The sequence below is a fragment of the Acinetobacter sp. ANC 5414 genome (assembly GCF_013004295.1).
GTDB lineage: Bacteria > Pseudomonadota > Gammaproteobacteria > Pseudomonadales > Moraxellaceae > Acinetobacter.
Map to the genome: position 1 here is coordinate 25,305 of NZ_JABERM010000030.1, position 21,900 is coordinate 47,204.

At 41.1% G+C, this 21,900-nt stretch carries 18 protein-coding genes and 4 pseudogenes; 7 read left to right on the forward strand and 15 right to left on the reverse strand.

Annotated elements, in window-relative coordinates:
• Positions 1 to 74: 74 nt before the first annotated feature.
• From HLH18_RS16345 to HLH18_RS12775, 3 genes and pseudogenes are all read left to right on the forward strand, one after another.
• Positions 75 to 730 (forward strand): annotated as a pseudogene (locus HLH18_RS16345) (IS3 family transposase); the annotation flags it as partial.
• 475 nt (positions 731 to 1,205) lie between these two features.
• Entirely contained in the window at positions 1,206 to 1,421 is a 216-nt protein-coding gene (locus tag HLH18_RS12770) for a cold-shock protein (RefSeq protein ID WP_171547135.1), read from the forward strand.
• A 106-nt stretch (positions 1,422 to 1,527) separates the two neighbouring features.
• Complete coding sequence (locus tag HLH18_RS12775; RefSeq protein ID WP_171547136.1) at positions 1,528 to 1,725, forward strand: hypothetical protein; 198 nt, start codon at positions 1,528 to 1,530, stop codon at positions 1,723 to 1,725.
• Positions 1,726 to 2,003: 278 nt separating this feature from the next.
• Here the strand turns inward: HLH18_RS12775 and nudC are convergent, their stop codons facing one another.
• Positions 2,004 to 2,771, reverse strand: a complete 768-nt coding sequence (gene nudC / locus HLH18_RS12780; protein WP_171547137.1) for an NAD(+) diphosphatase — start codon at positions 2,769 to 2,771, stop codon at positions 2,004 to 2,006.
• 366 nt (positions 2,772 to 3,137) lie between these two features.
• Here nudC and HLH18_RS12785 point away from each other — a divergent pair, with 366 nt between their 5' ends.
• Both HLH18_RS12785 and HLH18_RS12790 read left to right on the forward strand, forming a co-directional pair.
• Positions 3,138 to 4,661, forward strand: coding sequence for a cryptochrome/photolyase family protein (locus HLH18_RS12785; RefSeq protein WP_171547138.1), 1,524 nt, complete (start codon positions 3,138 to 3,140; stop codon positions 4,659 to 4,661).
• A 4-nt stretch (positions 4,662 to 4,665) separates the two neighbouring features.
• Complete coding sequence (locus tag HLH18_RS12790; RefSeq protein ID WP_171547139.1) at positions 4,666 to 4,812, forward strand: DUF2256 domain-containing protein; 147 nt, start codon at positions 4,666 to 4,668, stop codon at positions 4,810 to 4,812.
• Between the two features lie 60 nt (positions 4,813 to 4,872).
• Here HLH18_RS12790 and HLH18_RS12795 read toward each other — a convergent pair whose 3' ends face one another.
• A complete protein-coding gene (locus tag HLH18_RS12795; protein WP_350643453.1) occupies positions 4,873 to 5,115 on the reverse strand; it encodes a TIGR03643 family protein in 243 nt (80 codons plus the stop codon).
• A gap of 354 nt (positions 5,116 to 5,469) precedes the next feature.
• On the opposite strand from HLH18_RS12795, the pseudogene HLH18_RS12800 reads away from it, so the two are divergent.
• Positions 5,470 to 5,568: pseudogene (locus HLH18_RS12800) on the forward strand (IS5/IS1182 family transposase); the annotation flags it as partial.
• A 360-nt stretch (positions 5,569 to 5,928) separates the two neighbouring features.
• On the opposite strand, the gene HLH18_RS12805 reads toward HLH18_RS12800, so the two are convergent.
• From HLH18_RS12805 to HLH18_RS12815, 3 genes and pseudogenes are all read right to left on the reverse strand, one after another.
• On the reverse strand, positions 5,929 to 6,237 hold the full coding sequence (locus HLH18_RS12805; RefSeq protein WP_171547141.1) for a monooxygenase: 309 nt from the start codon (positions 6,235 to 6,237) through the stop codon (positions 5,929 to 5,931).
• A 185-nt stretch (positions 6,238 to 6,422) separates the two neighbouring features.
• Positions 6,423 to 7,353 (reverse strand): annotated as a pseudogene (locus HLH18_RS12810) (IS5 family transposase).
• A gap of 82 nt (positions 7,354 to 7,435) precedes the next feature.
• Positions 7,436 to 8,041, reverse strand: a pseudogene (locus tag HLH18_RS12815) (IS5 family transposase).
• Between the two features lie 289 nt (positions 8,042 to 8,330).
• On the opposite strand from HLH18_RS12815, the gene HLH18_RS12820 reads away from it, so the two are divergent.
• Positions 8,331 to 9,305, forward strand: coding sequence for a sensor domain-containing diguanylate cyclase (locus HLH18_RS12820; protein WP_171547142.1), 975 nt, complete (start codon positions 8,331 to 8,333; stop codon positions 9,303 to 9,305).
• A 285-nt stretch (positions 9,306 to 9,590) separates the two neighbouring features.
• On the opposite strand, the gene HLH18_RS12825 is transcribed toward HLH18_RS12820, so the two are convergent.
• The 10 genes from HLH18_RS12825 to HLH18_RS12870 form a co-directional block, all read right to left on the reverse strand.
• On the reverse strand, positions 9,591 to 10,631 hold the full coding sequence (locus HLH18_RS12825; protein WP_171547143.1) for a cation efflux transmembrane domain-containing protein: 1,041 nt from the start codon (positions 10,629 to 10,631) through the stop codon (positions 9,591 to 9,593).
• A gap of 39 nt (positions 10,632 to 10,670) precedes the next feature.
• A complete protein-coding gene (locus tag HLH18_RS12830; RefSeq protein ID WP_171547144.1) occupies positions 10,671 to 11,000 on the reverse strand; it encodes a hypothetical protein in 330 nt (109 codons plus the stop codon).
• A 391-nt stretch (positions 11,001 to 11,391) separates the two neighbouring features.
• Entirely contained in the window at positions 11,392 to 12,201 is an 810-nt protein-coding gene (locus tag HLH18_RS12835) for an SDR family oxidoreductase (RefSeq protein ID WP_171547145.1), read from the reverse strand.
• Positions 12,202 to 12,249: 48 nt separating this feature from the next.
• Entirely contained in the window at positions 12,250 to 13,101 is an 852-nt protein-coding gene (locus HLH18_RS12840; RefSeq protein WP_171547146.1) for a TauD/TfdA family dioxygenase, read from the reverse strand.
• Between the two features lie 84 nt (positions 13,102 to 13,185).
• Positions 13,186 to 14,733 (reverse strand): AMP-binding protein, encoded by a 1,548-nt coding sequence (locus HLH18_RS12845; RefSeq protein ID WP_171547147.1) that lies wholly within the window; start codon positions 14,731 to 14,733, stop codon positions 13,186 to 13,188.
• Between the two features lie 48 nt (positions 14,734 to 14,781).
• Positions 14,782 to 15,339 carry a thermostable hemolysin gene (locus HLH18_RS12850; protein WP_250852425.1) on the reverse strand — a complete coding sequence of 186 codons (558 nt, stop codon included), beginning with the start codon at positions 15,337 to 15,339 and terminating at the stop codon, positions 14,782 to 14,784.
• A 340-nt stretch (positions 15,340 to 15,679) separates the two neighbouring features.
• On the reverse strand, positions 15,680 to 16,663 hold the full coding sequence (locus tag HLH18_RS12855) for an ion transporter (protein ID WP_171547149.1): 984 nt from the start codon (positions 16,661 to 16,663) through the stop codon (positions 15,680 to 15,682).
• Positions 16,664 to 16,946: 283 nt separating this feature from the next.
• Positions 16,947 to 18,074 carry an ABC transporter permease gene (locus tag HLH18_RS12860; RefSeq protein ID WP_171547150.1) on the reverse strand — a complete coding sequence of 376 codons (1,128 nt, stop codon included), beginning with the start codon at positions 18,072 to 18,074 and terminating at the stop codon, positions 16,947 to 16,949.
• A gap of 1 nt (position 18,075) precedes the next feature.
• On the reverse strand, positions 18,076 to 20,832 hold the full coding sequence (gene rbbA, locus HLH18_RS12865; protein ID WP_502708141.1) for a ribosome-associated ATPase/putative transporter RbbA: 2,757 nt from the start codon (positions 20,830 to 20,832) through the stop codon (positions 18,076 to 18,078).
• On the reverse strand, positions 20,826 to 21,887 hold the full coding sequence (locus tag HLH18_RS12870) for an HlyD family secretion protein (RefSeq protein ID WP_171547152.1): 1,062 nt from the start codon (positions 21,885 to 21,887) through the stop codon (positions 20,826 to 20,828). Before HLH18_RS12870 ends, rbbA begins: the two co-directional genes overlap by 7 nt.
• Between the last annotated feature and the right edge of the window lie 13 nt (positions 21,888 to 21,900).

The following is a 21,900-nucleotide window of genomic DNA, read 5'->3' on the forward strand; positions in this document are numbered from 1 at the left end:
TTAAATTAATCACATGAATAGTGCTATTTTGTAACACCAATATTTCAATACGATGAATCAAGATCATATTAAATGGCATCTATGGTTATCGTCGCATCATGCTGGATCTTAAAGAGTTGGGTGAAAGCTGTGGACAAAATCATGTATTCAAGATCATGAAAAATAATGGTATTACAGCTATTAGAGGAGATAAGGAACATAAAAACTATGGTCGTGGTCTCGTCCTCAGATTGTGTCACCAAATTACTTAATCGAGAGTTTGCTGTGAACTCCCCCGGATACTTCCTGGGTCACTGATATTACCTATATTCGGACCTGTCAAGGGTAGTTATATCTGGCTAGAGTTCTTGATTTATATTCGAGAAAAGTGATCGGTTGGTCGATGAAACCTACTCTTGCTAAGGATATCATTTTGGATGCACTACTCATGGCAGTGTGGCGATGCAGGCCAAATTAGCCTGGATTATACATTCAGACCAAGGCTCACAATACAGCAGCGTAGACTGGAAAAAATTGCCAAAAGCATAATTTAATCCCAAGCATGAGTTGTCGAGGGCTTGGGCTTGCGCAGTATACTGCTAAGGAAAGAATTAAAAAGAGGATCTATAAAACCCAAGAAATGGCCTGTGCAGATGTGTTTGATTATATCGAGATGTTTTACAATCCGATCAGGCGTCATTCGCATCTTGATGTGATGAGTCCAAAAGCATTTGAGACATCTTCAAAATAAGGCTACCTCATGTTAATGGTGTGGAGTATTTGCATACTTGTAAAAAAATCTTAGGTTAAATAAAATAAGCTGAAATAAATCTGTTGCGTAAACAGAATGAAATGCAAGGTAAAATTCGTTTAGGAATACCGATCGTTCTAACCAACGCTACTTATTACCAATGTTAGTGCCACAAAGCCTTATAGAACTATATAATCGCATTCATTGTCCTTGTCCAACCTACTAGTTAAGCTAGACTAACCTTATTTTATTACAAGAAAAATAAATATACATATAAGAAAACTTGATTATTCATATTTTTAGTGTATAGTTAACTTAACTAGAAAAAAGTCTTGTTTCGGTAAATCTTCTTTAAGTATCGCAGTTTTAGTCATAATCCTTCGTTTTTTCAGATTTTAAGTCGCTTCTTTATTATTTTCAAGGTTACACCCAGTCAATAAATGACTAAAAATTATTAAAATTAGTAGGATATATTATGTCAAACTCAAATATTGTTAAAGGTACTGTAAAGTGGTTCAATGAAACTAAAGGTTTTGGTTTCATTCAACAAGAATCAGGTCCAGATGTTTTTGCTCATTTCAGCGAAATCGCGAGTTCAGGTTTCAAAACCTTACTTGAAGGTCAAATGGTTGAATTCAGTGTAGCTCAAGGTCAAAAAGGACCGAACGCTGTAAATATTGTTGCTATCTAAGTAATAATAAGCAGTAATAAAAAAGCACTAATTAGTGCTTTTTTATAATTCAAAATTTAATTTTAGAGTTGTTTTCCAAAATCATAATTTTATTCAAGGTATATTAATGCTTAAACAACTTATCAGTGTAAAAGATCAATTTGGGGTTAAACACTCAATTCAAGCCACTGTAGATCATCATTTTGAGAATACGAAATCTTATTCTCATGTAAAACATATTACAGTGGATGGCGAAGATATTCGGCCCAGCTTTGAAATGTTTTTTCAAAGTACCTTAAGTGGAAAAATTTTCAAGATTGTATAGATAACTCGAATCCTGCTCAGGAGAATATATCTTCATATGGATAATATGATGTGCAGATACACTTGCGTATTTTACATAAATTTTATCTATCCAATTGCTCCGATCCGAAAGCTATTGGGCCTGTTTAGCATGGTAGCTGCTAAGCCTTTATTTCACGATAGATGACGGAAACGAGCTAGCTCCTGCGCAAGTATTGACTATAAAAATTACTTTTCTTGGTGGCATAAATTTCATATCTTTCTTCTTCGAAAAGGAAGATGAATGCGAATACCTCTATTTCAAAGCCATTCTTTGGTATCATCTGCCACAGGCGTTCCATTCATTACATGCATGATCATGGCATGAGCGATGCTGCCCTGAAATGGAATCTCTGGCAACTGATTAAACTTGAAAAACTGAGCATCAGTCAGTTCATTTTCCTGTATTTGAATGTTGCCAGCATGATATTCTGCCTTAAATGCCATCATTAGGTTGCTCGGAAAAGGCCACGGCTGACTTGCTAGATATTGAATATTTTTGACCTGAAGCCCCACTTCTTCCAGCGTTTCACGACGCACAGCTTCCTCAAGTGTTTCACCCACTTCCACAAACCCGGCAATTAAACTGTACATCTGGGTTTTATTGCGGGCATTTTTCGCCAGTAAAATTTCATCTGGCCCGCGGGTAATGATAGTAATGACACAGGGATTGACTCTTGGATACTGATTATAGCCACAGGCAGGACAGACCATCGCATACTGGCTAACATGTTGCTGCGTCTGATGGCCACAATGACTGCAGAACTGATGATTACGACGCCATTCCAGTAACTGAACCGCGCGGCTTGCCTGTTCGAACTGCTGTCTACTCCACACCTGCACCAACTGCCGGATCGGAACGAGCTGATAGCCTTCAGGTACAGACTCATCCTCTTGCAGGTCCCGAGCAATGATTTCACCATCTTCAGACAAGTTCAGGTCATGCTGAAATCTTTCCACCTGAGGTAACTGAAAATTGTCGTCAACCAGCAGTTGCTGCTGTCTAAAAATATAAGCTTTTGAGTGCATGCTGATTCAGATCCCTGGATTAAAAAAAATCCCATACAGGGGGCGTATGGGACAAAACTAAGGAAGCTTACATGGAGTAACTTCATGGAAAATATTAGGCGTAACCGATCTGAATTACAATCATAATAATTTGTATCTTTTTGATTAAAATCACATAATTTTCACAGCTGTTATGAAACAGATGAACTGGAAAAATTCAGGACAGTAAGTAGGCTTACTGAGGATTCTTGTGCATCAATAGTCATGTATCGACACCTGGGAAATCTTTAAAACTTAGCGATGATGGTTGCTGAGCAGAGTATTTTCACAAAAAATTGAACTCTCAGCATTTACACTGCTGTTTCCTCCACATCCTGAATCATGTTTATGCGTTTTGGTTTAATCCTCGGTGATCAACTTCATCATCAGCTGGCGACACTCAAATTCCTGGATCGTGCACAGGACGTCATCTTGATGGCGGAAGTGCTTGAGGAAAGTACGTATGTCGCCCATCATCCACAAAAAATAGCCCTGATTTTCAGCGCTATGCGTCATTTTTCCAAGGAACTCAAAACCCAAGGCTGGCGTGTCCGCTATCATCCCTTCCAACGTGACAGCAGAATTCACAAACTAATTGATTTCGTTCATTTACAGCAGCAACTATTACCAGCCACTGCGGTGGTCATCACCCATTGTGGTGAATACCGGTTGCAGTATGAGATTGAGAATCACTGGAGCAGCCAACTGCAACTGCCGGTGCACTGCCTGAATGACGATCGCTTTTTTTGCAGTCCTGCCCAGTTCCGGCAGTGGGCTAGCCGGTACCATACCCTGCGCATGGAATATTTCTACCGCGAAATGCGCAAGCAAACGGGTTATTTAATGCAGCAACAGCAGCCGCTGGGACAACAGTGGAACTATGATCGTGACAACCGCAAGACTTGGTCTGGCAAGCTATCCTTGCCTGCTCCGCTAAGGTTTGAGCTTGATCAGATTGATTTGGATGTGATTGAACTGGTAAGACGCGAGTTTCCCCATCACATGGGCCATGTTGCAAATTTCCGCTGGGCCACCACGCGCAGCAATGCCCTGCTTGCGCTGCAGCATTTCATTGCCAACAATTTGCCTCATTTTGGCGATTACCAAGATGCCATGGTCTATGGCGAAGATACCCTGTTTCACAGCCTGCTGTCGCCTTATTTGAATTGCGGTCTGCTCGGAGCAAAAGAAGTCTGTGATGCAGTAGAAGCTGCTTACCACAGCGGTGATGCTCCACTCAATGCGGTCGAAGGCTTTATTCGGCAAATTCTCGGTTGGCGGGAATATGTCCGTGGCATTTACTGGCTGCGCATGCCCGAATACGCCAACAGCAATGCACTGAATTATTCTGCTCCTCTGCCACAGTTTTACTGGACGAGCCGAACCAAAATGACCTGCATGGCCGAGTGCTTTCGCAATACCTTTGAACATGCCTATGCTCATCATATCCAGCGTTTAATGATTACCGGTAACTTTGCTCTATTAAGCGGTGTCGATCCTCAGCAGATCAGTGAATGGTATTTAGCGGTCTATGCCGATGCTTATGAATGGGTGGAACTTCCCAACACTCTTGGCATGGTAATGCATGCCGATGGTGGTTTACTGGCGAGTAAACCCTATGCGGCTTCCGGAAATTACATTCAAAAAATGTCCAATTATTGTAAGCACTGTCCTTACAATGTTAAAACTAGGACTGAAGCAGATAGTTGTCCTTTTAACAGCCTGTATTGGTATTTCATGATCAAGCATGACGGGGTCTTCCGCTCCAATCCACGCATGAGCATGATCTATCGACAGCTAGATAAACTGCAAGACAAAGATCAGATTATCACGCATGCCCAACAGTTGCTCAGTCAGGTTAATGAGTTATAGCAGCATGAAAAAACAGCATTTACCGGAGAAAATCTGTGCTCACTGCCTGCGTCCTTTTGCCTGGCGCAAGAAATGGCAACGCTGCTGGAATGAGGTCAGATATTGTTCTGAAAGATGTAAACGTCAATCCAAACAGCGCCTATCATCGTGAAATTCACCTCCACCCTTCATTGGATGGAGTCCTCTGTCACATTAAGATAGAGTGAAGCTGCTAGAAACGTTTGTACTGTCGCGAACAATAGGCCCGAATCACATCCGGTGAACGCAGTTGCAAATGTTTAGTTTTACGTCCCGTCACTCGTTCACGCCATAATTTAAAACTACTTGATTTCATATTCTGACGCATTAAGCGAATCACTTCAGATTCATTCAAACCAAACTCACGCTGTATGGCTTCAAAAGGTGTTCTATCCTCCCAAGCCATTTCAATAATCCGTGACAGATCTGCTCCCACATATTCAACTACACTACGCACAATATGTCCTCTATTACGTTAATTTTTTTAAAAATATAGAAAGTTGATTGAGTTCAAATGAATATCTATCCATATTTCCTGATCAGATCAAACTGACGGATGTCATCTTATGAAAAGGAACATGAAGAATTTGTGATTTTTTGGGCTACTCTGTATTTTTCTTATTCAATGCTATTCACGTGTAGCCCACATATAACTCTTTGCAGATCTTTTTAAGTATTATTCTAGTAGCGGATCATCAATTTTGAATACTTAGGGTTATAGTCTGTAGGCACCTCATTAATTAGCCATTTTATCTAACTAACAGGTTTCTACAAAGTTAGTGGCTATTCAAAGATACTTGCAGAATGTTATCGAAACAGAGGTAAAAGATTGGGGCTGAGATTCAATTTAATTGCTGGAATTTATAATATAGAACTAAGCAAAAATTGATTTATGAAAAAAATCTATTCTGTTAAAAAAATCATTAAGTTTTTATAAAAAAAAGCTATTTATAGCTCATATTCAAAAAATATATTCTGTTTAACGCTTATTCTAAATAACCTGTGCGTAATAGATGGATCTGTTTGCCGTGGTATTCGCGACGAATTGTCAAATCCATTTTAAAAATCGCTTGTGTAGTTAAGTGTGACTGCCCATATGCCAATAAACATTATAATTTTTTAATAAACTCCTCATTTTACTATTTCCCTCAAGTTCTTAAACCAAATTTAATGACAGTATTTTGTGTTATAAATACCTGATCTTTTTTAGTCAAGATCAGGTATGTTGTCATTCACATGTACAATTCAGTTATTTTAAGAAGTTTACTTGATTAATATCAGATAATGCTGAATTGATCTGAAATATTTTTCCACGAATATTTTTTACCCCAAAACTCGTCAGACGCACAGTATGCATTTTTAAATAATTTTCTGCATTTTCTTTATTATCAAATAGATAAATACCACCTGCTTCCTGAGTGTCTCTGTTTTCTGTCCAGATTTTCCAGATCATGCCTGTTTCTTGATTAATGCTTTCAGCAAGAGCTTGATAGGCTTGGCTCATAGCTTCGCCAAATGGGCCCTGAGATGGGAAATCTACCTGAAGAATAACGGTCATTATTTTATCCTTTATAATCAAATACCAATCTTAATAATTGAACATTTTATAAATTTTTATGCAAGTAATAAAAAATCCTTTGACGTAGGCTTTACTCTTGGAAAAATGAAATATTCCAATTTATAGATTGCATAGGCTTTGTTGCATAAACATTCAAAAGCTGAGTCCCACCAACCCATTCAAATTTAAGAGACAACTTGGGTATGAGGTCTGCCTAATTCTGTAAATTTGTTCAGTATCGCCACACGTGCATGAATTTCATTAATCTGGCTTTGAAAATGTCTTGCCGTTAGTTTATCCCCTAACAATTTAATACAGTGTATTTTGGTTTCAACTAAACTTCGCCGATGATAACCCGACCATTTTTTCCAGATGGTTTTACCTAAATGCTTGATCGTTTTCAGTAATTCATTTCACTCAGCTGAGCTGGCTCTTGAATCCATCCATGGTGGCATTCTTTCTAGGTGGAATCACCGCATGGGCCTGCCGATCGGCAATCACTTATCTACATCGTTTTTTATCATAAGCCCCATCCGTATAGACCGAATCAATTCGCTCATCTTCAGGGATCTGATCAAGTAAATCACCCAGCACTTGTGAATCACTGACATTATTCGTCGTCAGCTGAACCGCGCGTATTTGCAGGGTTTCAGCATCGATACCAATATGTAATTTACGCCATTGGCGACGATATTCAGGCTGATGTTTCTTACGCTTCCATTCGCCTTCACCTAAAGATTTCAAACCAGTAGAGTCGACGAGTAGATGAAGTCCATCACTGCTTTTTTGATAACGAATTGAAATATCGATATGCTTTTGTCTACGACAGAGGGTTGAATAATCTGGTGCCGTCCAATTCAAACTACAAAGTTTAATCAGGCTTTGAACAAAGCCTTTGACCATACGTAAAGAGAGTCTAAATAAGGACTTAATCATCAAACAACATTGAATGGCGGTATCAGAATAAGTTTGATCTCGTCCTTGTTTGCCTTGTGGTTGAGCATACCACTGAGTATTGGAATCAAACCAGATCGAGATATTCCCTCGATTTATCAAAGCTTGGTTGTATGCTTTCCAGTTAAAAGTACGATAGATTTTAGGTGTGGGCTTATTCATCTAGGAATTATATTGCTGAATAAGCCGTTACGGACTAGTTTGTCCAACAAAGCCAAGTCAAAGTATCCCTAGCAACTCAAATTTAAGAGACAACTTGGGTATGAGGTCTGCCTAATTCGGTGAATTTATTCAGCACGGCTATACGTGCATGAATTTCATTGACCTGACTTTGAAAACTTCTTAAACGAAGCTTATCGCCTAATAATTTGATACAGTGCATTTTGGTTTCAACACCAATATGTAGTTTCCGCCATGGCTGATGCTTCTTACGCTTCCCTTCTCTTTCACCTACGAATTTCAATCTTTACGAAGCAATGCTTCTCATATCGACGAGTAGATGAAGGCCATCATTATTTTTTTGATAGCTAATCGCAATATCAATATGCTTTTGTCTTCTACAGATGATGGAATAATCTGGAGCTGTCCAATCAAGTCCACATAATTTAATCAAGCTTTGTACAAAGCCAGTGACCATACGTAGAGATAAATGAAAGAGAGATTTAATCATTAAACAGCATTGAATGGCTGTATCAGAATATGTTTGATTTCGTCCTTGCTTAGTATCAAGCTTGGCATACCACTGAGTTTTAACATCCAACCAAATCGTAATATTCCCATGATTGATTAAAACTCGATTGTAAGAAGACCAATTGCTTGTGCGATAGGTTTTAGGTGCAGTCTTATTCATCTGAAAATTATATTGCTGAATAAGCACTTATAGAAATCTTTGTGCAACAAAGCCATTATATTATAACAAATAAATAATCAAGTTTTCTTATATGTCTATATTCCTGATATTTTATAGGGCTATTAAGATTTTTTTAATTTTACTGTATATTACAGATGAACTTTTTTAACTTGATCAATGTACTTCATCAGCTTATGTCTAAGATTTTATTTTGAATATGGATTATATAATATTTTAAATTAAATCATATAAATAAATTACTTTCGAATCATTATCATAGGTTGATTAGATGAATACTATAAACTTTAAAAACTTTGAAGAAGCAGGTCAAGCTATTTTACAATTTCTCCATAAACGCTTTGGATTTGATTTATGGATGATCACCCGGGTAGAAGGTAAAGATTGGATTGTACTGCAAAGTGAAGATCATGGTTATGATGTTAAACCCGGACACGTATTTAAATGGGCAGATTCTTTCTGCTCTCATATGGTTAAAGGAAAAGCACCTAAAATTGCACCTCGTTGTGAAGATATTCCCTTATATGCTACGGCACCAATTAGTCAACAAGTAAGTATTAAATCCTACATAGGTCAGCCCATCCTCAATGAAGATGGCAGTTTATTTGGTACACTGTGTGCAATTGATCCTCATCCAAAACCTGAAATAATAGTTCAAGATATTGAACTAATAGAATTACTTGGCAACTTACTGAGTAAAATTCTTCAAGCCGAGCTTCGTCAAAACCAACAAGTTCGTGAAGTTAAGCGTTTAAAGACGAAAGCTTTCAGGGATGGATTAACTGGATTATATAATCGTCGAGCTTGGGACGAATTAATTAGTAAAGAAGAGGAACGCTGTAAGCGTTATGGTCATCCCGCTGCGGTGTTTTTTATTGATATTAATAATCTAAAAGAAGTAAATGATAACTTAGGGCATGTTGCAGGAGACCAACTCATTCAACAGGCTGCCAATGTGTTAAGTGATACTGTCCGTAGTAATGATATTGTAGCTCGTCTGGGCGGTGATGAATTCGTCATTCTAAGTGTGGAAAATAATGAGGCCGGTGCAGAAAGACTCTCAAAGAGAATTATAGATGCTTTTGCACAAGCAAAAATCAGTATAGCAATTGGTTTTTCTACACGTCATCCTGGCCGTGGGCTGTTTTTTACAGCTGAACAGGCAGATAAAAAGATGTTTGAGCATAAGCGTCAATTCAAATTGAATCTTAAATCAGACATAAGAGGAGTTACCTCAGATAGCTGATATCCTATAGTCAATTTCAGTGAACTCCTAGTTCCTAAACGTTCTGCGACATCAGTGACAGAATTTCACGTTCAGTAATCAATTTAACAGCTTCATCTTTAAATTCGGGGGGGTATATCATTATCTACTCATAATGTTCTCTCCTATTCAAAAAGAATGACAAAATTTTTCTAGGAGAATGGTAGCAGCCCATTAATTGATATTATGGTATTGGTTACTTTTTTAGATCTCTGATTGTGACAAACTAATTTTGCTTAACTTGAAATAGATTCATTTTTAGCATTCTCATTTCAATGCCAAAATCTTTCGTGCACCATTGAGTACGAATAAAGAAACCAGTATGCCAATGATTAAGTCTGGATAAGCTGAACCTGTCCAGGCCACAAGTACACCAGCAAATATAACGCCCATATTTACGACAACGTCATTCGCCGAGAAAATCCAACTGGCTTTCATATGTACGCCATCTTCTCGGTGGCTAGAAATAAGATATAAACATGTCACGTTCGCTATAAGAGCGAGCAAACCTATCACCACCATGAGGGTGGATTCTGGCTCACTTCCAAACATGAAGCGTCTGATTACATCGACAATAACGATGACAGCGAGTAATAATTGAATCCAACCTGCAAAATGGGCTGCTTTCACTTGATACTTCGCAGCTTTTCCGACGGCATATAATGCAATACCATAAACGGCTGCATCGGCAAACATATCTAAAGAATCAGCAATTAATCCTGTAGATGCAGCAATAATACCGCTGATAAATTCAATAAAGAAAAGTAAAGCATTAATGGCTAATAGCAGTTGAAGAACTTTAGCCTGTTTAATCGGATCAGGCTCATTTGGCATATCTCCTGAAGAAAGCTGTGTTTCATCAAGTTTCGCACCCAAACCGAGTCCTTCAAGTTTAGTCGTAATTTTCTCAATACCTTCATTATGGAAGACTTTTAGTTTTCGATTGGGAAGATCAAAAATAAGACCTTTGACTGCTTCAAGATCTGAAAGGGCCATACGAACGATTTGCTCTTCTGCAGAGCAATCCATTTTCGGAATGATGTACTCACTGATGTATTGACAGTCTTTTGAAACTTCTTCGACGCCTAGATTTTCTTTGGGGTCAGAACTACAACAAGATGGAGCGGTATCTTGACAACTATTTGAAAGGTTACAGCAAGCAGATGAAGGTTTTCCCCCATCCCCATCACAACTAGGCATGCTATCACAATTTTTTGAAGTACTTTCTTTTGAAATTGATGGATGATTTTCTGGTTGAAAATTCCTATCTTCACCTAGTGTTTCTTTACTACATCCACAGCCACTCATCATGATACCTATTGAAAAAATAATAACTACAAAATATCGTTAACTCAAAGCTATAAAATCTAAATCTTCAACGATGCTATCAAGCTGATTTTTTTCAGTTTTAAATGATGGATTACGAGCTCTATATAGTGCCAATGCTTTTAGTTCATTTAACAGAAATAATTCTGATTCTTCTTTCCAAGTCGATTTTCTAGTATCAAGATGCCTATTATTAGATATCCAATCAGAAACTACAGCGTACATACAAGAATTATCGGCAAAAACTAATTTAGCTTGATTGTCGGTTAAATTTTTGAAAACTTTATGGCTGGGTAATATTGATCCAGACACATGAAAAAATGTATATACATATTTATAATTACTGTTCATGTGGACTGCTCTTACCTCAATATTTCACTATGATAGCAAACCTATATCGAAATCACACTGACCGTGTCCACACTAAAAGGCATTTAAAACTCCGTATCAGTTTTAATTATTGTCTTCGTAAAGTCACAATCTGCGTAGTTTAAGAATATCGATTCAATGATCATCATTTTTTATCTGGTAATTTTTCAGACTATCTATCCTGTTTGAAACTATTGATTCATACAAAATAAACTTGATGCTTAACGCCCACTCTCACCTTCTGGGGGTAAAAATTTAAGCCATTGCAAGAGTTCAAGCTTGATCAGCTTGTTTTAGGAATTTAAAGCAATAAAGAAGGTTGCCCTTCACTATTGCTTTTAAAAAACAATTGAATAATTTCATTCAAAAAAATTTATACTTTTTTATTTGCTGTCGCATATTCATAAATAATATCCAGATCTTTCTGAATAGAATTGGCCACGATATTCGGCAGGACCTGATTGACCTTGACGAAGATTTTTTCAGAATAGCCCACCTGATAGGACTGACAATCCTTCTGCAGGAATTGATAAAATTCCTGGGCAACAAATTCTGGCGTGTCAATATTGGTACCTAGCCGGATATTCATTTCAACCACATTAGGATGATTCATTTCAGTATTGGTGGCCCGCGGTGAGAAATAGCGGAATTTGATTGGGGTCTTACTATATTCACGTGCCAAGGCTTCAGTCGCACCGCGCAGGGCGAATTTACTGGCGCAATAGCTCACATAACCTGGATAGCCAATATTACCTAAAGTAGAGCCGATATTAATCATCTGGCTCGGCTGACTTTTGGACATCAGCGGGATTATGCCTTGCACCAGCTGCAACGGATACACGACATTAATCAGCATCATCTGTTCCATCATTTCATGTGACTGATCTGAAAATAGGGAAAAATCATTGATTCCGGCATTGTTGATACAATAATTAATGGGGGTGTTCAGTTTAGAAATTTCACTGATCAGATCATCACGGCTTTGCTGCTGGGACAGATCACAGCGAATATCATTCAGTTTAATCTGCGGATAGCGCTGTGCCAGTTTGTCACGTAACTTTTGCAAAGCCTGCTGATTGCGACCAACCAGAACCAGATTCAGGCCATTTTTCCCGAGGATATCGGCAATCGCCTGACCGATGCCACCGGTTGCGCCTAGAAGGACTGCGGTTAAATTAGACATGGATTATTTCTCTTTCTATTGAATTTTTAATGTGATGTAGCATCCCGCTTAAAAGGCAGGATTTAAGCCCAGCCCCATACAAATATACAGCTTCCGGTTTTCAAGGGGCACCTGTATTTCACGTCGGCCATGCATAAAGCGCTTATTGTCAATAATGGCGATATCTCCGTCCTGCCAGTTGATTTCCGAGGTATAGCTTTCACAGCGTTCTGCCAGTTCTGCAATTAAATCAGGACTGATTTCAGAACCATCGGCAAAATAAAACCGTGGTTTTTCATAATTATAGGAAGGTCCCAGCAAGGTATTGGCAAAAGCGGGCACGCCTTTTAAATTATCGCTACGCACCATATTCATTTTCAAGTGGTACTGCACGCCTTCATCTTCGGCCTGGCTGATGCTCTGCCCGGGAATCATCTGAACAAACTGCTGCAGATCATGCTGCGTGACCTGTTCAGCATCGCTCATATTTAATGCTGTAGCGACATACTTTTGCCAAATCTGTTTAGGCAAATAGCGGCTGATGGTCATCGGCTCAGCAAATTTTTGCTTGAGCGTTTCAGGCAGACTTTGCCACACCTGATGTCCATCACATAAGGTCGTTTGAGAACCGCGCGAAGCACTTTTTTCACTGAAAAATGCAATGATGTCAGGTGGTAAAGGTGTCGTGCCGTTTTCAATATGTAGCCCCATTGCCTGGGTACCTGCATCAACTTTCTGAGACTGGCGAGTAACATTTTCACGTGCAGGATCATAGGTCAGCTTCTGACATAAGCGACTCATCAGCTCACTAAAGGAAGCCACGTCATACTGTTCATGTCTTAATAACACCCAGCCCTGCTCCACCAAGGTATTTTTAATGTGCTGATGAGATGATCTTAATTGTGTTTGTGCAATGTTCATTTGTTTCACTCACTGTTTCTGCCTATTTCAGGATTGATACCCGGGCAGAAGGAACTGTTTAAATTTGCCATTCATCTGCAGCAATTAGCTTTGCAGCAAAGCTGCATCGAAGTGCTGTTTTATCTGGTTACGTCGTAATTTTCCGTTATCGGTCAGCATCTTATTTTTTAGGGAAAATGGATCTGCTGCACGGCACCAGTGCTTAATTTGGGCATAATCCGGCATTCGTGCATTGGCTTTTTGAATGGCTGCTGCAACCCCATCGTCCGAGGTCGATGCTTTGGCATAAACCACGGCGGACAAATACGGCTGCGCTTCGCCGAAAATGGCAATCTGCTGGATTTCCGGTTCGTTTAAACTGTTCGATTCCACCCATTCTGGCGAGATGTTTCGGCCAAAGCTGCTCACAATAATCTGCTTAATCCGGCCGGTAATATATAAATAGCCTTCTTCATCAAAATATCCGGCATCGCCGGTATGGATATAGGGGCTGACTGCCATGTCATTGACATAGCCAAGCATGGCATTGCCCTTGACCACTACTTCACCATTTTGTTTTATTTTGACTTCTACATGCGGCAAAATGCGTCCCACACTGCCAATTTTACGTGCATTGGGCAAATTCAGGCTCACCACCGAAGCACATTCCGATAGACCATATCCCTCATACACCGGGAGATTCAGCCTCTGGCACTGGCTGAGTAAATCTGGTGAAACTTTTCCTCCACCTACAGCAATAAATTTCAGCGTGGCAAAATCTGCAGATCCATGTTCGGCAATATATTCCACAATCGCCTTGAGCATTTGTGGAAGAAAAATCACGCTTTCGATCTGATATTTCCGCACCGCATCCACGAAGTACTGCACATTAAACTCATGATTGGAGATCAGGCCAAACTGACTCACCTCTTCCACAACCACGGATCTCCCCATGCTGAGAGCAACGTAGATCCCTGCAATATTTTCCAGTAATGTGGCAAAGGGAATGAGACATAAATGACGGCCCAAGTGACTGGATTCCAGTGCATGGCTTAAGGACGCTGTAATTGAGTCAATGGTTTCCTCCACCAGACAGACACCCTTTGGCGTACCGGTACTGCCAGAGGTATAGGTAATTTTTGAAGGCTGTTGAGCAGGGTTCAATTTTATATCACCCTGTTCAGGGTTCTTTTGATGATCCAATAAATGGATAAACTGCCCGCTGAAGGCATCTGAAGTTGAAACGTCTCTGCGACCTGCATGTTCTGTTAAATTCATCAGCCACTCGGGTATAGCACAGTTTTTCTTGCCGCATTTTTCTTCAATATCGCCACCTGTATCCGTCACACAAATGCTATCGACCTGACTGTCCTGAAGCAGATGCTTGACCTGATCCCGCGTGAAAAAAAGTGGAATCGGAATCACAGTTATGCCAGCTTTCCTGGCTGCAAGATCAACCAGAATCCAGTTCACACTATTGACACCCCAGATCGCGAGTCTTTGTATTTTCATCTGAATCAGTTCAGCACTGAGCTGATTCACCTGAATGTTTAATTCAGCATAACTGACCGTCCGGTTGGCGCTGACAATGGCTTCCCGTATCGGGTCTTGTTTTGCATAAGTTGAAATTGCATCGAACACACTATTCATCATTTTTAAAAATTCCGCGCTTCAGTACTGGAGAACAACTTGCATACAGATTTAGCCCTTGAAACTATAAAGTTCCTTGGTGACTGCAAGTGCCTCGGCCACATGAATGGCCAGAACATAGGGTTTCTGCTGATAGTAACTGCCCCATTGTCTTTTCGCTTCGCCGAGTAGCTCTGGGTTGGCTTTATCAATCACATGAAAATGCAATCCCATCTGTTGCAGCACATATCGGACAGCAGCGGTTCCGGTGCAAACCGCCCATTCAATGTTGTTCTGGGTTAAATGAAACACCAAGAAAGCCACCATCAGTTTTGCATGATCCATATTCAGTGCCGCCAGATTTCCAATTTCAACAATCCGCTCTCTTGCGATCAAAGTATTGCCCAGTTTCGCCAGGGTCATTTCAATGGGTTCATCCAGATACTGTTCCAGAAAAGCAGCGTTATTCTTTAAATGTTCCAGTCCAATAGCAACCTGCATTTCCTGTTCGACATAGCCTGCAAATAGGGTTGGAAAAAACTCAGAGATTGAGGCCTCATGTACTGCACGATATTTATCACGAATAAAGTTTTCTACTGCGATACGTTCCGATGATCTGCTTCGGTCCAAGGTTTTTACCCTGACACCGAGAGATGAATGCTTGGACAAGACTGTTGGAAATAATGAATCATTTTTTTGTTCTAAAAGTTTTTGAATGTGTAGTTGTTTTTTATATTTTGGCTGATTCGGATTGTAATTCAGATAATGCATTTGATTGGATGAATTACAATCAAAGTTGAATTTTATCACTCTCATTTCACCGAATAAAAATAGGTCAGTGATCAAGATAAGAGTCCAAACTTAAAAGATGCTTAATTAAACACAATTGAAAACAATACAATCAAAAATAAATATATTTAATATTATTAATAACTTAAAAATGAAAAGTAAAATATAACTGATTTATTTTTCAATCAGGTAACTTATGCCCACAATGGGGACAGAAAAAATATTTGTTCTTTTCCTGCTCGAGTTCCTCTTCCTTACGCTCATGAATAAGCTGCAATAAAATATCTTGTGTTTGCTCTGAGCTAAGCCCCACTTCTTTACGTAAATGTTCAATTTTTTCTTTATCTTCAATTAAATCAATTTCAGCAACGTCTAAAAGTTCACGAAATCTTAATTCTAACTTGTGCTTACGTTGCCTAAGTTCACTTGCCAAACCATTCGCCAAAATACCCGCTGGAAGTGCGGCTAAACCCACGCCTAAAATAGTAATCAAAGCGCCAAGGAATCGACCTATAGGCGTGACTGGCGTAACATCGCCATAACCGACCGTTGTCAGCGTAACCACAGCCCACCACATTGCAGCAGGGATTGAGCTAAATACTTCTGGCTGTGCCTGATTTTCAACCACATACATTCCAGCGGCTGTGATTATAATCATAATAAGCAAAATAAAAATAACTGCTTGAAATGAACCCTTTTCACGCTCAATCACACGCAATAAAATTTGTAACGATACAAAATAACGCGTTAATTTGAGTAATCTGAATAATCTTAGGATTCGAAGGAAACGTAAATCAATATGCACAAAGAAGTTAATATATGCAGGTAGAATTGCCAGCAAGTCAATGATCGCACTACCGCTTCGTACCCATAACCATCTATTTTTCCATGCACTTTCAAACGGATTTTTTTCAGCAATTGCCCAAAATCGTAATAAATACTCTAGGGTAAACACAGCGATTGAAAATAATTCAAAGGCATCAAATAACAATTGATAGGACTGATAGATCTCATTCATAGATTCAAGTAAAACTGCACTTGTATTACCAATAATCAATAAGATAAGAAAGATATTTACGCAGCGACTCAAGGTGCTCTCGTATTCTTCATTATGCAAATTATCGTAAACAAATCTACGAAGTTGGTACCACGCGTTGAATTCCATATCAGTGCGTTACTGTGTAATAATATTTTTTTAGTTTAGCTCAACCCAGCGCTTAAATAGGAGATTTTTTAAAAAATTAATAGTTTTGTTTTCAGTAAGTATCTGCTCCCAGTTGATTTAAGTGGCGAGCAAAATGAGCTTGATAGGACAGATCAATAAGATACACTCACCCACTTACTTTCTGCCCAGTCATGCCAAATTAAGCTGGCATACTGCATACTGATTGTTTTCTTAACAAAAAAAGACAGTCACAAAAATACAATGCCCCGCTGCAAGGAAAAACCTAGGTCATGGTATGAATCGTATCTTTAAAGCGTTTCCAGGCCACATAGAAAAATACCAGGGCAATTCCAATGAGCCATAGAAATGCAGGCCAAACCACATTCAGACCTGCCCCTCTGTATAAAATAGCTTGTGCCAACTCAACAAAATGCGTGGTCGGTGCAATGAGCATGAGATATTGCAGAAACTCCGGCATACTTTCACGTGGTGTCATTCCTCCTGAAAGCATTTCCATTGGAATTAAGATCAACATCATCAGCAGACCGAACTGTGGCATCGACTTCGACATAGTGGCCATATAAATGCCCATGGAGGTGGTGGCAAACAGGGTCAACAAGGCGCCGAAGAAGAATAACCATAAATTGCCTTCAATCGGCACCTTCAAGGCCATTTGTACGACCAGTTTTAAACCCATAAAAGCAGCCAGCAATACCACCAGACTCATGGACCAGACTTTTGCCATCATGATTTCAAATACAGTGACCGGCATTACCATTAAATGTTCCACCGTACCGTGCTCACGCTCACGGATCAAAGCTGCACCGGTTAGAATGATCGACAGCATCGCCACGTTATTGATGATTTCCATCACACTACCGAACCATTTCTGGTCCAGCAGCGGATTAAAACGGGCACGCATTTCCAGTTCAACCGGCAAGCTGCTCACTTCACGATGGCGCAATACATATTCATTCACTTCGGACTGCACAATCTGCTGGATATAGCCTGCACCTGTCATCGCCTGAGACATGCGTGTGGCATCTACATTGACCTGAATGGAAGCATCTTTCCCAGACAGCACATCTTCCTGAAAATTGACGGGGATACTGAGAGCAAAAGTAAATTCACCGGCATCCATTCCGGCATCCATGTTATTCAGTTCAGTGGTTTGAGGAATAAAATAGGGGGGATAAAAGGCCGAGGTAATTCGCTCCGATAAGGCCGATCGATCTTCATCGACCATCGCAATCGGTGCCATATTCAGGCTATCGGTCATTGCCGTCGCTGCAGTGTAAATTGCGACCGTAAAGGTGTAGATGATGAGGATCAGCATGACTGGGTCGCGCCATAGACTCCAGAGTTCTTTACAACCGAGCTGATAGATATTCTGTAGTTTTTGCCTGAACATGCTATGGCTCCTGTTTTTTTAGCGCAAGGATTGCCGCACACATAATGATCGGGACAGACAGCAACATCACCCAAAGAGACTGATGCAAGTCTTCAAAACCTAAAGCTTTGTTAAATACGCCACGGCTGATATTCACCATATGCGTGGCAGGATAAATCTCGCCAAACCAGCGACCAAATCCTTCAAGTGACGAGACAGGATTAATAATGCCGGCAAATTGCATCACTGGAATCAGCGTACCAAGCATCACCAGAAACATGGAGGCAATCTGACTCTTGGTCAGCGCGGAGGCCAATAAGCCCGTACCGGTGGAAAAAATAATAAACAGCAATGAAGCCAGGGTCAGGGTCAGGAAACTACCCTTGATAGGCACATCAAATACCACCACAATAATCAGACACATCAGGAAATAGTTCAGCATGGCCAGCACCACGTAGGGAATCTGTTTGCCGATTAAAAATTCACTGCGGGTGACCGGCGTGACATAGAGATTGACAATCGAACCCAGTTCTTTTTCCCGCACCACGGACAAAGCCGTCAGCATCGCCGGGATCAGTAAAATTAATAGCGGAAATAAGGCGGGTGCCATTGCAGGCAGACTCTTAATGTCAGGATTATAACGGAAGCGGGTTTCCACATTGACCAGACTCGACATTTTATAGCCGCTTTGCTCCAGTGCCTGCTGCATCAACCAGTGGCTGTGAATGCCTTGCACATAACCCTGAACAGTTTCTGCACGCTGTGGCATGGCACCGTCAATCCACGCCCCGATTTTAACATCCTCGCCCCGGGCAATATCTCGGGCAAAATTTGGCGGAATCTCAATAGCCAAAGAAATATCACCGCTACGCATACGCTGATCGATTTCTTCATAACTCTGTAATGCTGGTTTTTCCACAAAATAACGCGAACCGGCAATGCTCATCGTGTAGTTCTCACTTAGACCAGTCTGGTCACGATCTAGCACGGCAAACGTCAGGTCATCCACATCCATGGTAATCCCATAGCCCATCACGAACAGCAGGATAATCGATCCGACCAAGGCCATCGTGGCACGAATCGGATCACGTGCCAGCTCTAATGACTCACGCCACGCGTAACTATAGAGGCGTTGCACACTGAATCTTTTGGATTTTTCTACACTGGGTTCAGATTCATCATTAACCACGATATTCTTTGATACATCTTCAGGCTCACTTTGAATGCCTGCGCCAGCATCCTTCAAATAGCCAATAAAAGCTTCTTCTAGCGTGTCTGCCTGCCGATTTTTCATCAGTTGTGCCGGTGCAGCACTGTCCAGGACTCGACCAGCATGCATCATCGACATACGATCACAGCGCACAGCTTCATTCATAAAATGGGTTGAAATAAAGATGGTGACACCATCATTACGGGATAAACTGATCAGATATCGCCAGAAATTATCTCGCGCAATCGGATCCACCCCTGAGGTCGGCTCATCAAGAATCAGAATTTCCGGATTATGTACCAGTGCGACCGCCAGCGACAGACGCTGACGAATTCCTAAGGGCAAATCATCGGGCAATTTATCTTTCACAGCACTCAAATCAAAACGCTGCAGCATCTGTTGCACACGTTCATCAATTTTGTCCGCTGGTACATGAAATAATTTGGCGTGGAGTACCAGGTTCTGGAGAATGGTCAGTTCACTATAGAGTGAAAAGGTCTGGGACATATAGCCCACACGCCGCCGGGTGCGAATATCACTGCCTTGCACCGGCTGTCCAAACAGCCATGCCTGCCCTTCCGAAGCCTCTAGCAATCCGGTCAAGACCTTCATGGTGGTCGATTTACCACAACCATTGGAGCCCAGGAAACCAAATATTTCCCCCCGTCTGATCTGAAAATTGACATGATCTACTGCAGTAAAATCGCCAAACTTTACCGTCAGGTCTTTGGCTTCCAGGGCATAGGCATCTGAGCCATAATCCGGCAAAGCAGGAATTACTACCGGTTCATAGCCTTTTTTCTTTTCTTCCGGTAAAAGTTTGATAAATGCCTCTTCCAGGCTTTTACTTCCTGTCAGTGCAAGCAGGTCTTGAGGCGCTCCCGTTTTCAGGATTTTACCTTCATCCATCATGGCCAGCCAGTCAAAGCCCTGCGCCTCGTCCATATAGGCGGTCGCCACAATGACACTCATGTGAGGACGAACCGTGCGAATGTGGTTGATCAGTTCCCAAAACTGTGCTCGAGCCAAGGGATCAACCCCTGTAGTGGGTTCATCCAGAATCAGAAAGTCCGGGTCGTGAATCAGGGAACAACATAAGCCCAGTTTCTGCTTCATTCCCCCGGATAATTTTCCTGCAGGGCGATCCAGGAAGTCATACAGTCCTGTGCTTTTGGTCAATTCATCAATACGTTTACGGCGCTCTTGCGCACCATGACCAAACAGACGTGCCACGAACTGCAAATTTTCTTCAACGGAAAGTGTTTTGGAAAGATTTTTACCTAGTCCCTGAGGCATGTAGGCAATATGCGGACAGACTTTCCTGCGATGTTTTCTGTCCGCAATATTTCCGCCTAGCACGAGCAAGGTACCTTCTTGTACCATCTTTGCACCAGCCAACAGTGCGAGCAGACTGGATTTTCCCACCCCATCTGGACCGATCAAACCCATCATGCAAGCTGCGGGAAGGGACAGAGAAATATCCTTTAAGGCTTCAGTTTTCCCATACTTCAGGCTGACATGCTGAATTTCTGCAACAATCGGTCCCGGTACAGATGGTTGTGTCATGATTTAACCTGATTCTCTAAGAAAGCTGGCCAAGCAGCGTTGTCATCAATTTTGATATACGCTACGCCTGGAAGACCTGTTTTTACTTGCTGAATATGCTTTTGTAACAGGGCTGGATCAATTTTCGCTTTGACACGGAACATTAATTTTTGACGTTCACTTTCTGTTTCCACGGTCTTCGGTGTGAACTGGGCAGTATCTGCAACAAAAGACACCCGGGCAGGAATCACCACGTTTTTGGCAGCATCCAGCACAATGCGGACTTCGGTGCCCATCGCGATACGGCCGGCCACAGTTTCCGGCAGAAAGAACGTCATATAGACATCGGACAGATCAATGAGGTTCAGCACCCGTCCACCTGCCGCGATCATTTCACCCGGCTGCGCGACCAGAAACTGCACACGTGCTTTCAAAGGCGCCTTGAGCTGTGCATCATCAAGATCAAAATTAATTCGTTCAATCGCTGCTTTAATCGCATCGACTTGAGAATGTGCACCTGATACTTGGCTACGTGCTGCTACAATTGCACTTTGTGCACTATCCACTTGCGCTTTTGCTGCACTCAATACTGCAGCTACACGTTTAACATCTGCACGTTCATCATCCAGTTGTTGTTTAGAGGAAGCACCTTCTTTAGCCAAAATTTCCGTACGCGCCAAACGGTTTTTTGCAGCGACCAATTCAGTTTCACGCTGCTGTACCATCGCCTCTGCAGCAGCTTTTTCACTGATACGCATTGCGACTTGCGCTTCTGTAGTGGCAATTCCATCTTGCGCCTGACGCTGCTGTGCTTGGACTTCACGCAACTGTGCTTCCAAAGCAGAGACTTTAATGCGCGCTAAAACTTGTCCAGGCTCGACAAAATCTCCTTCCTGTACCAGAATTTCTTCCAGTTGGCCAGATAACTTACTGGAGATATTGATTTCAGTCGCCTCGATCCGTCCATTGCCACTCACTAAAGCATCTGTATCGGACTTGGACATGTTTTGCCAGATCAAATAAGCGACTAAAACGGTGATGACAATTGCCCCGACAATGGATAACTTCTTAATATTCATGGATCTGATTACT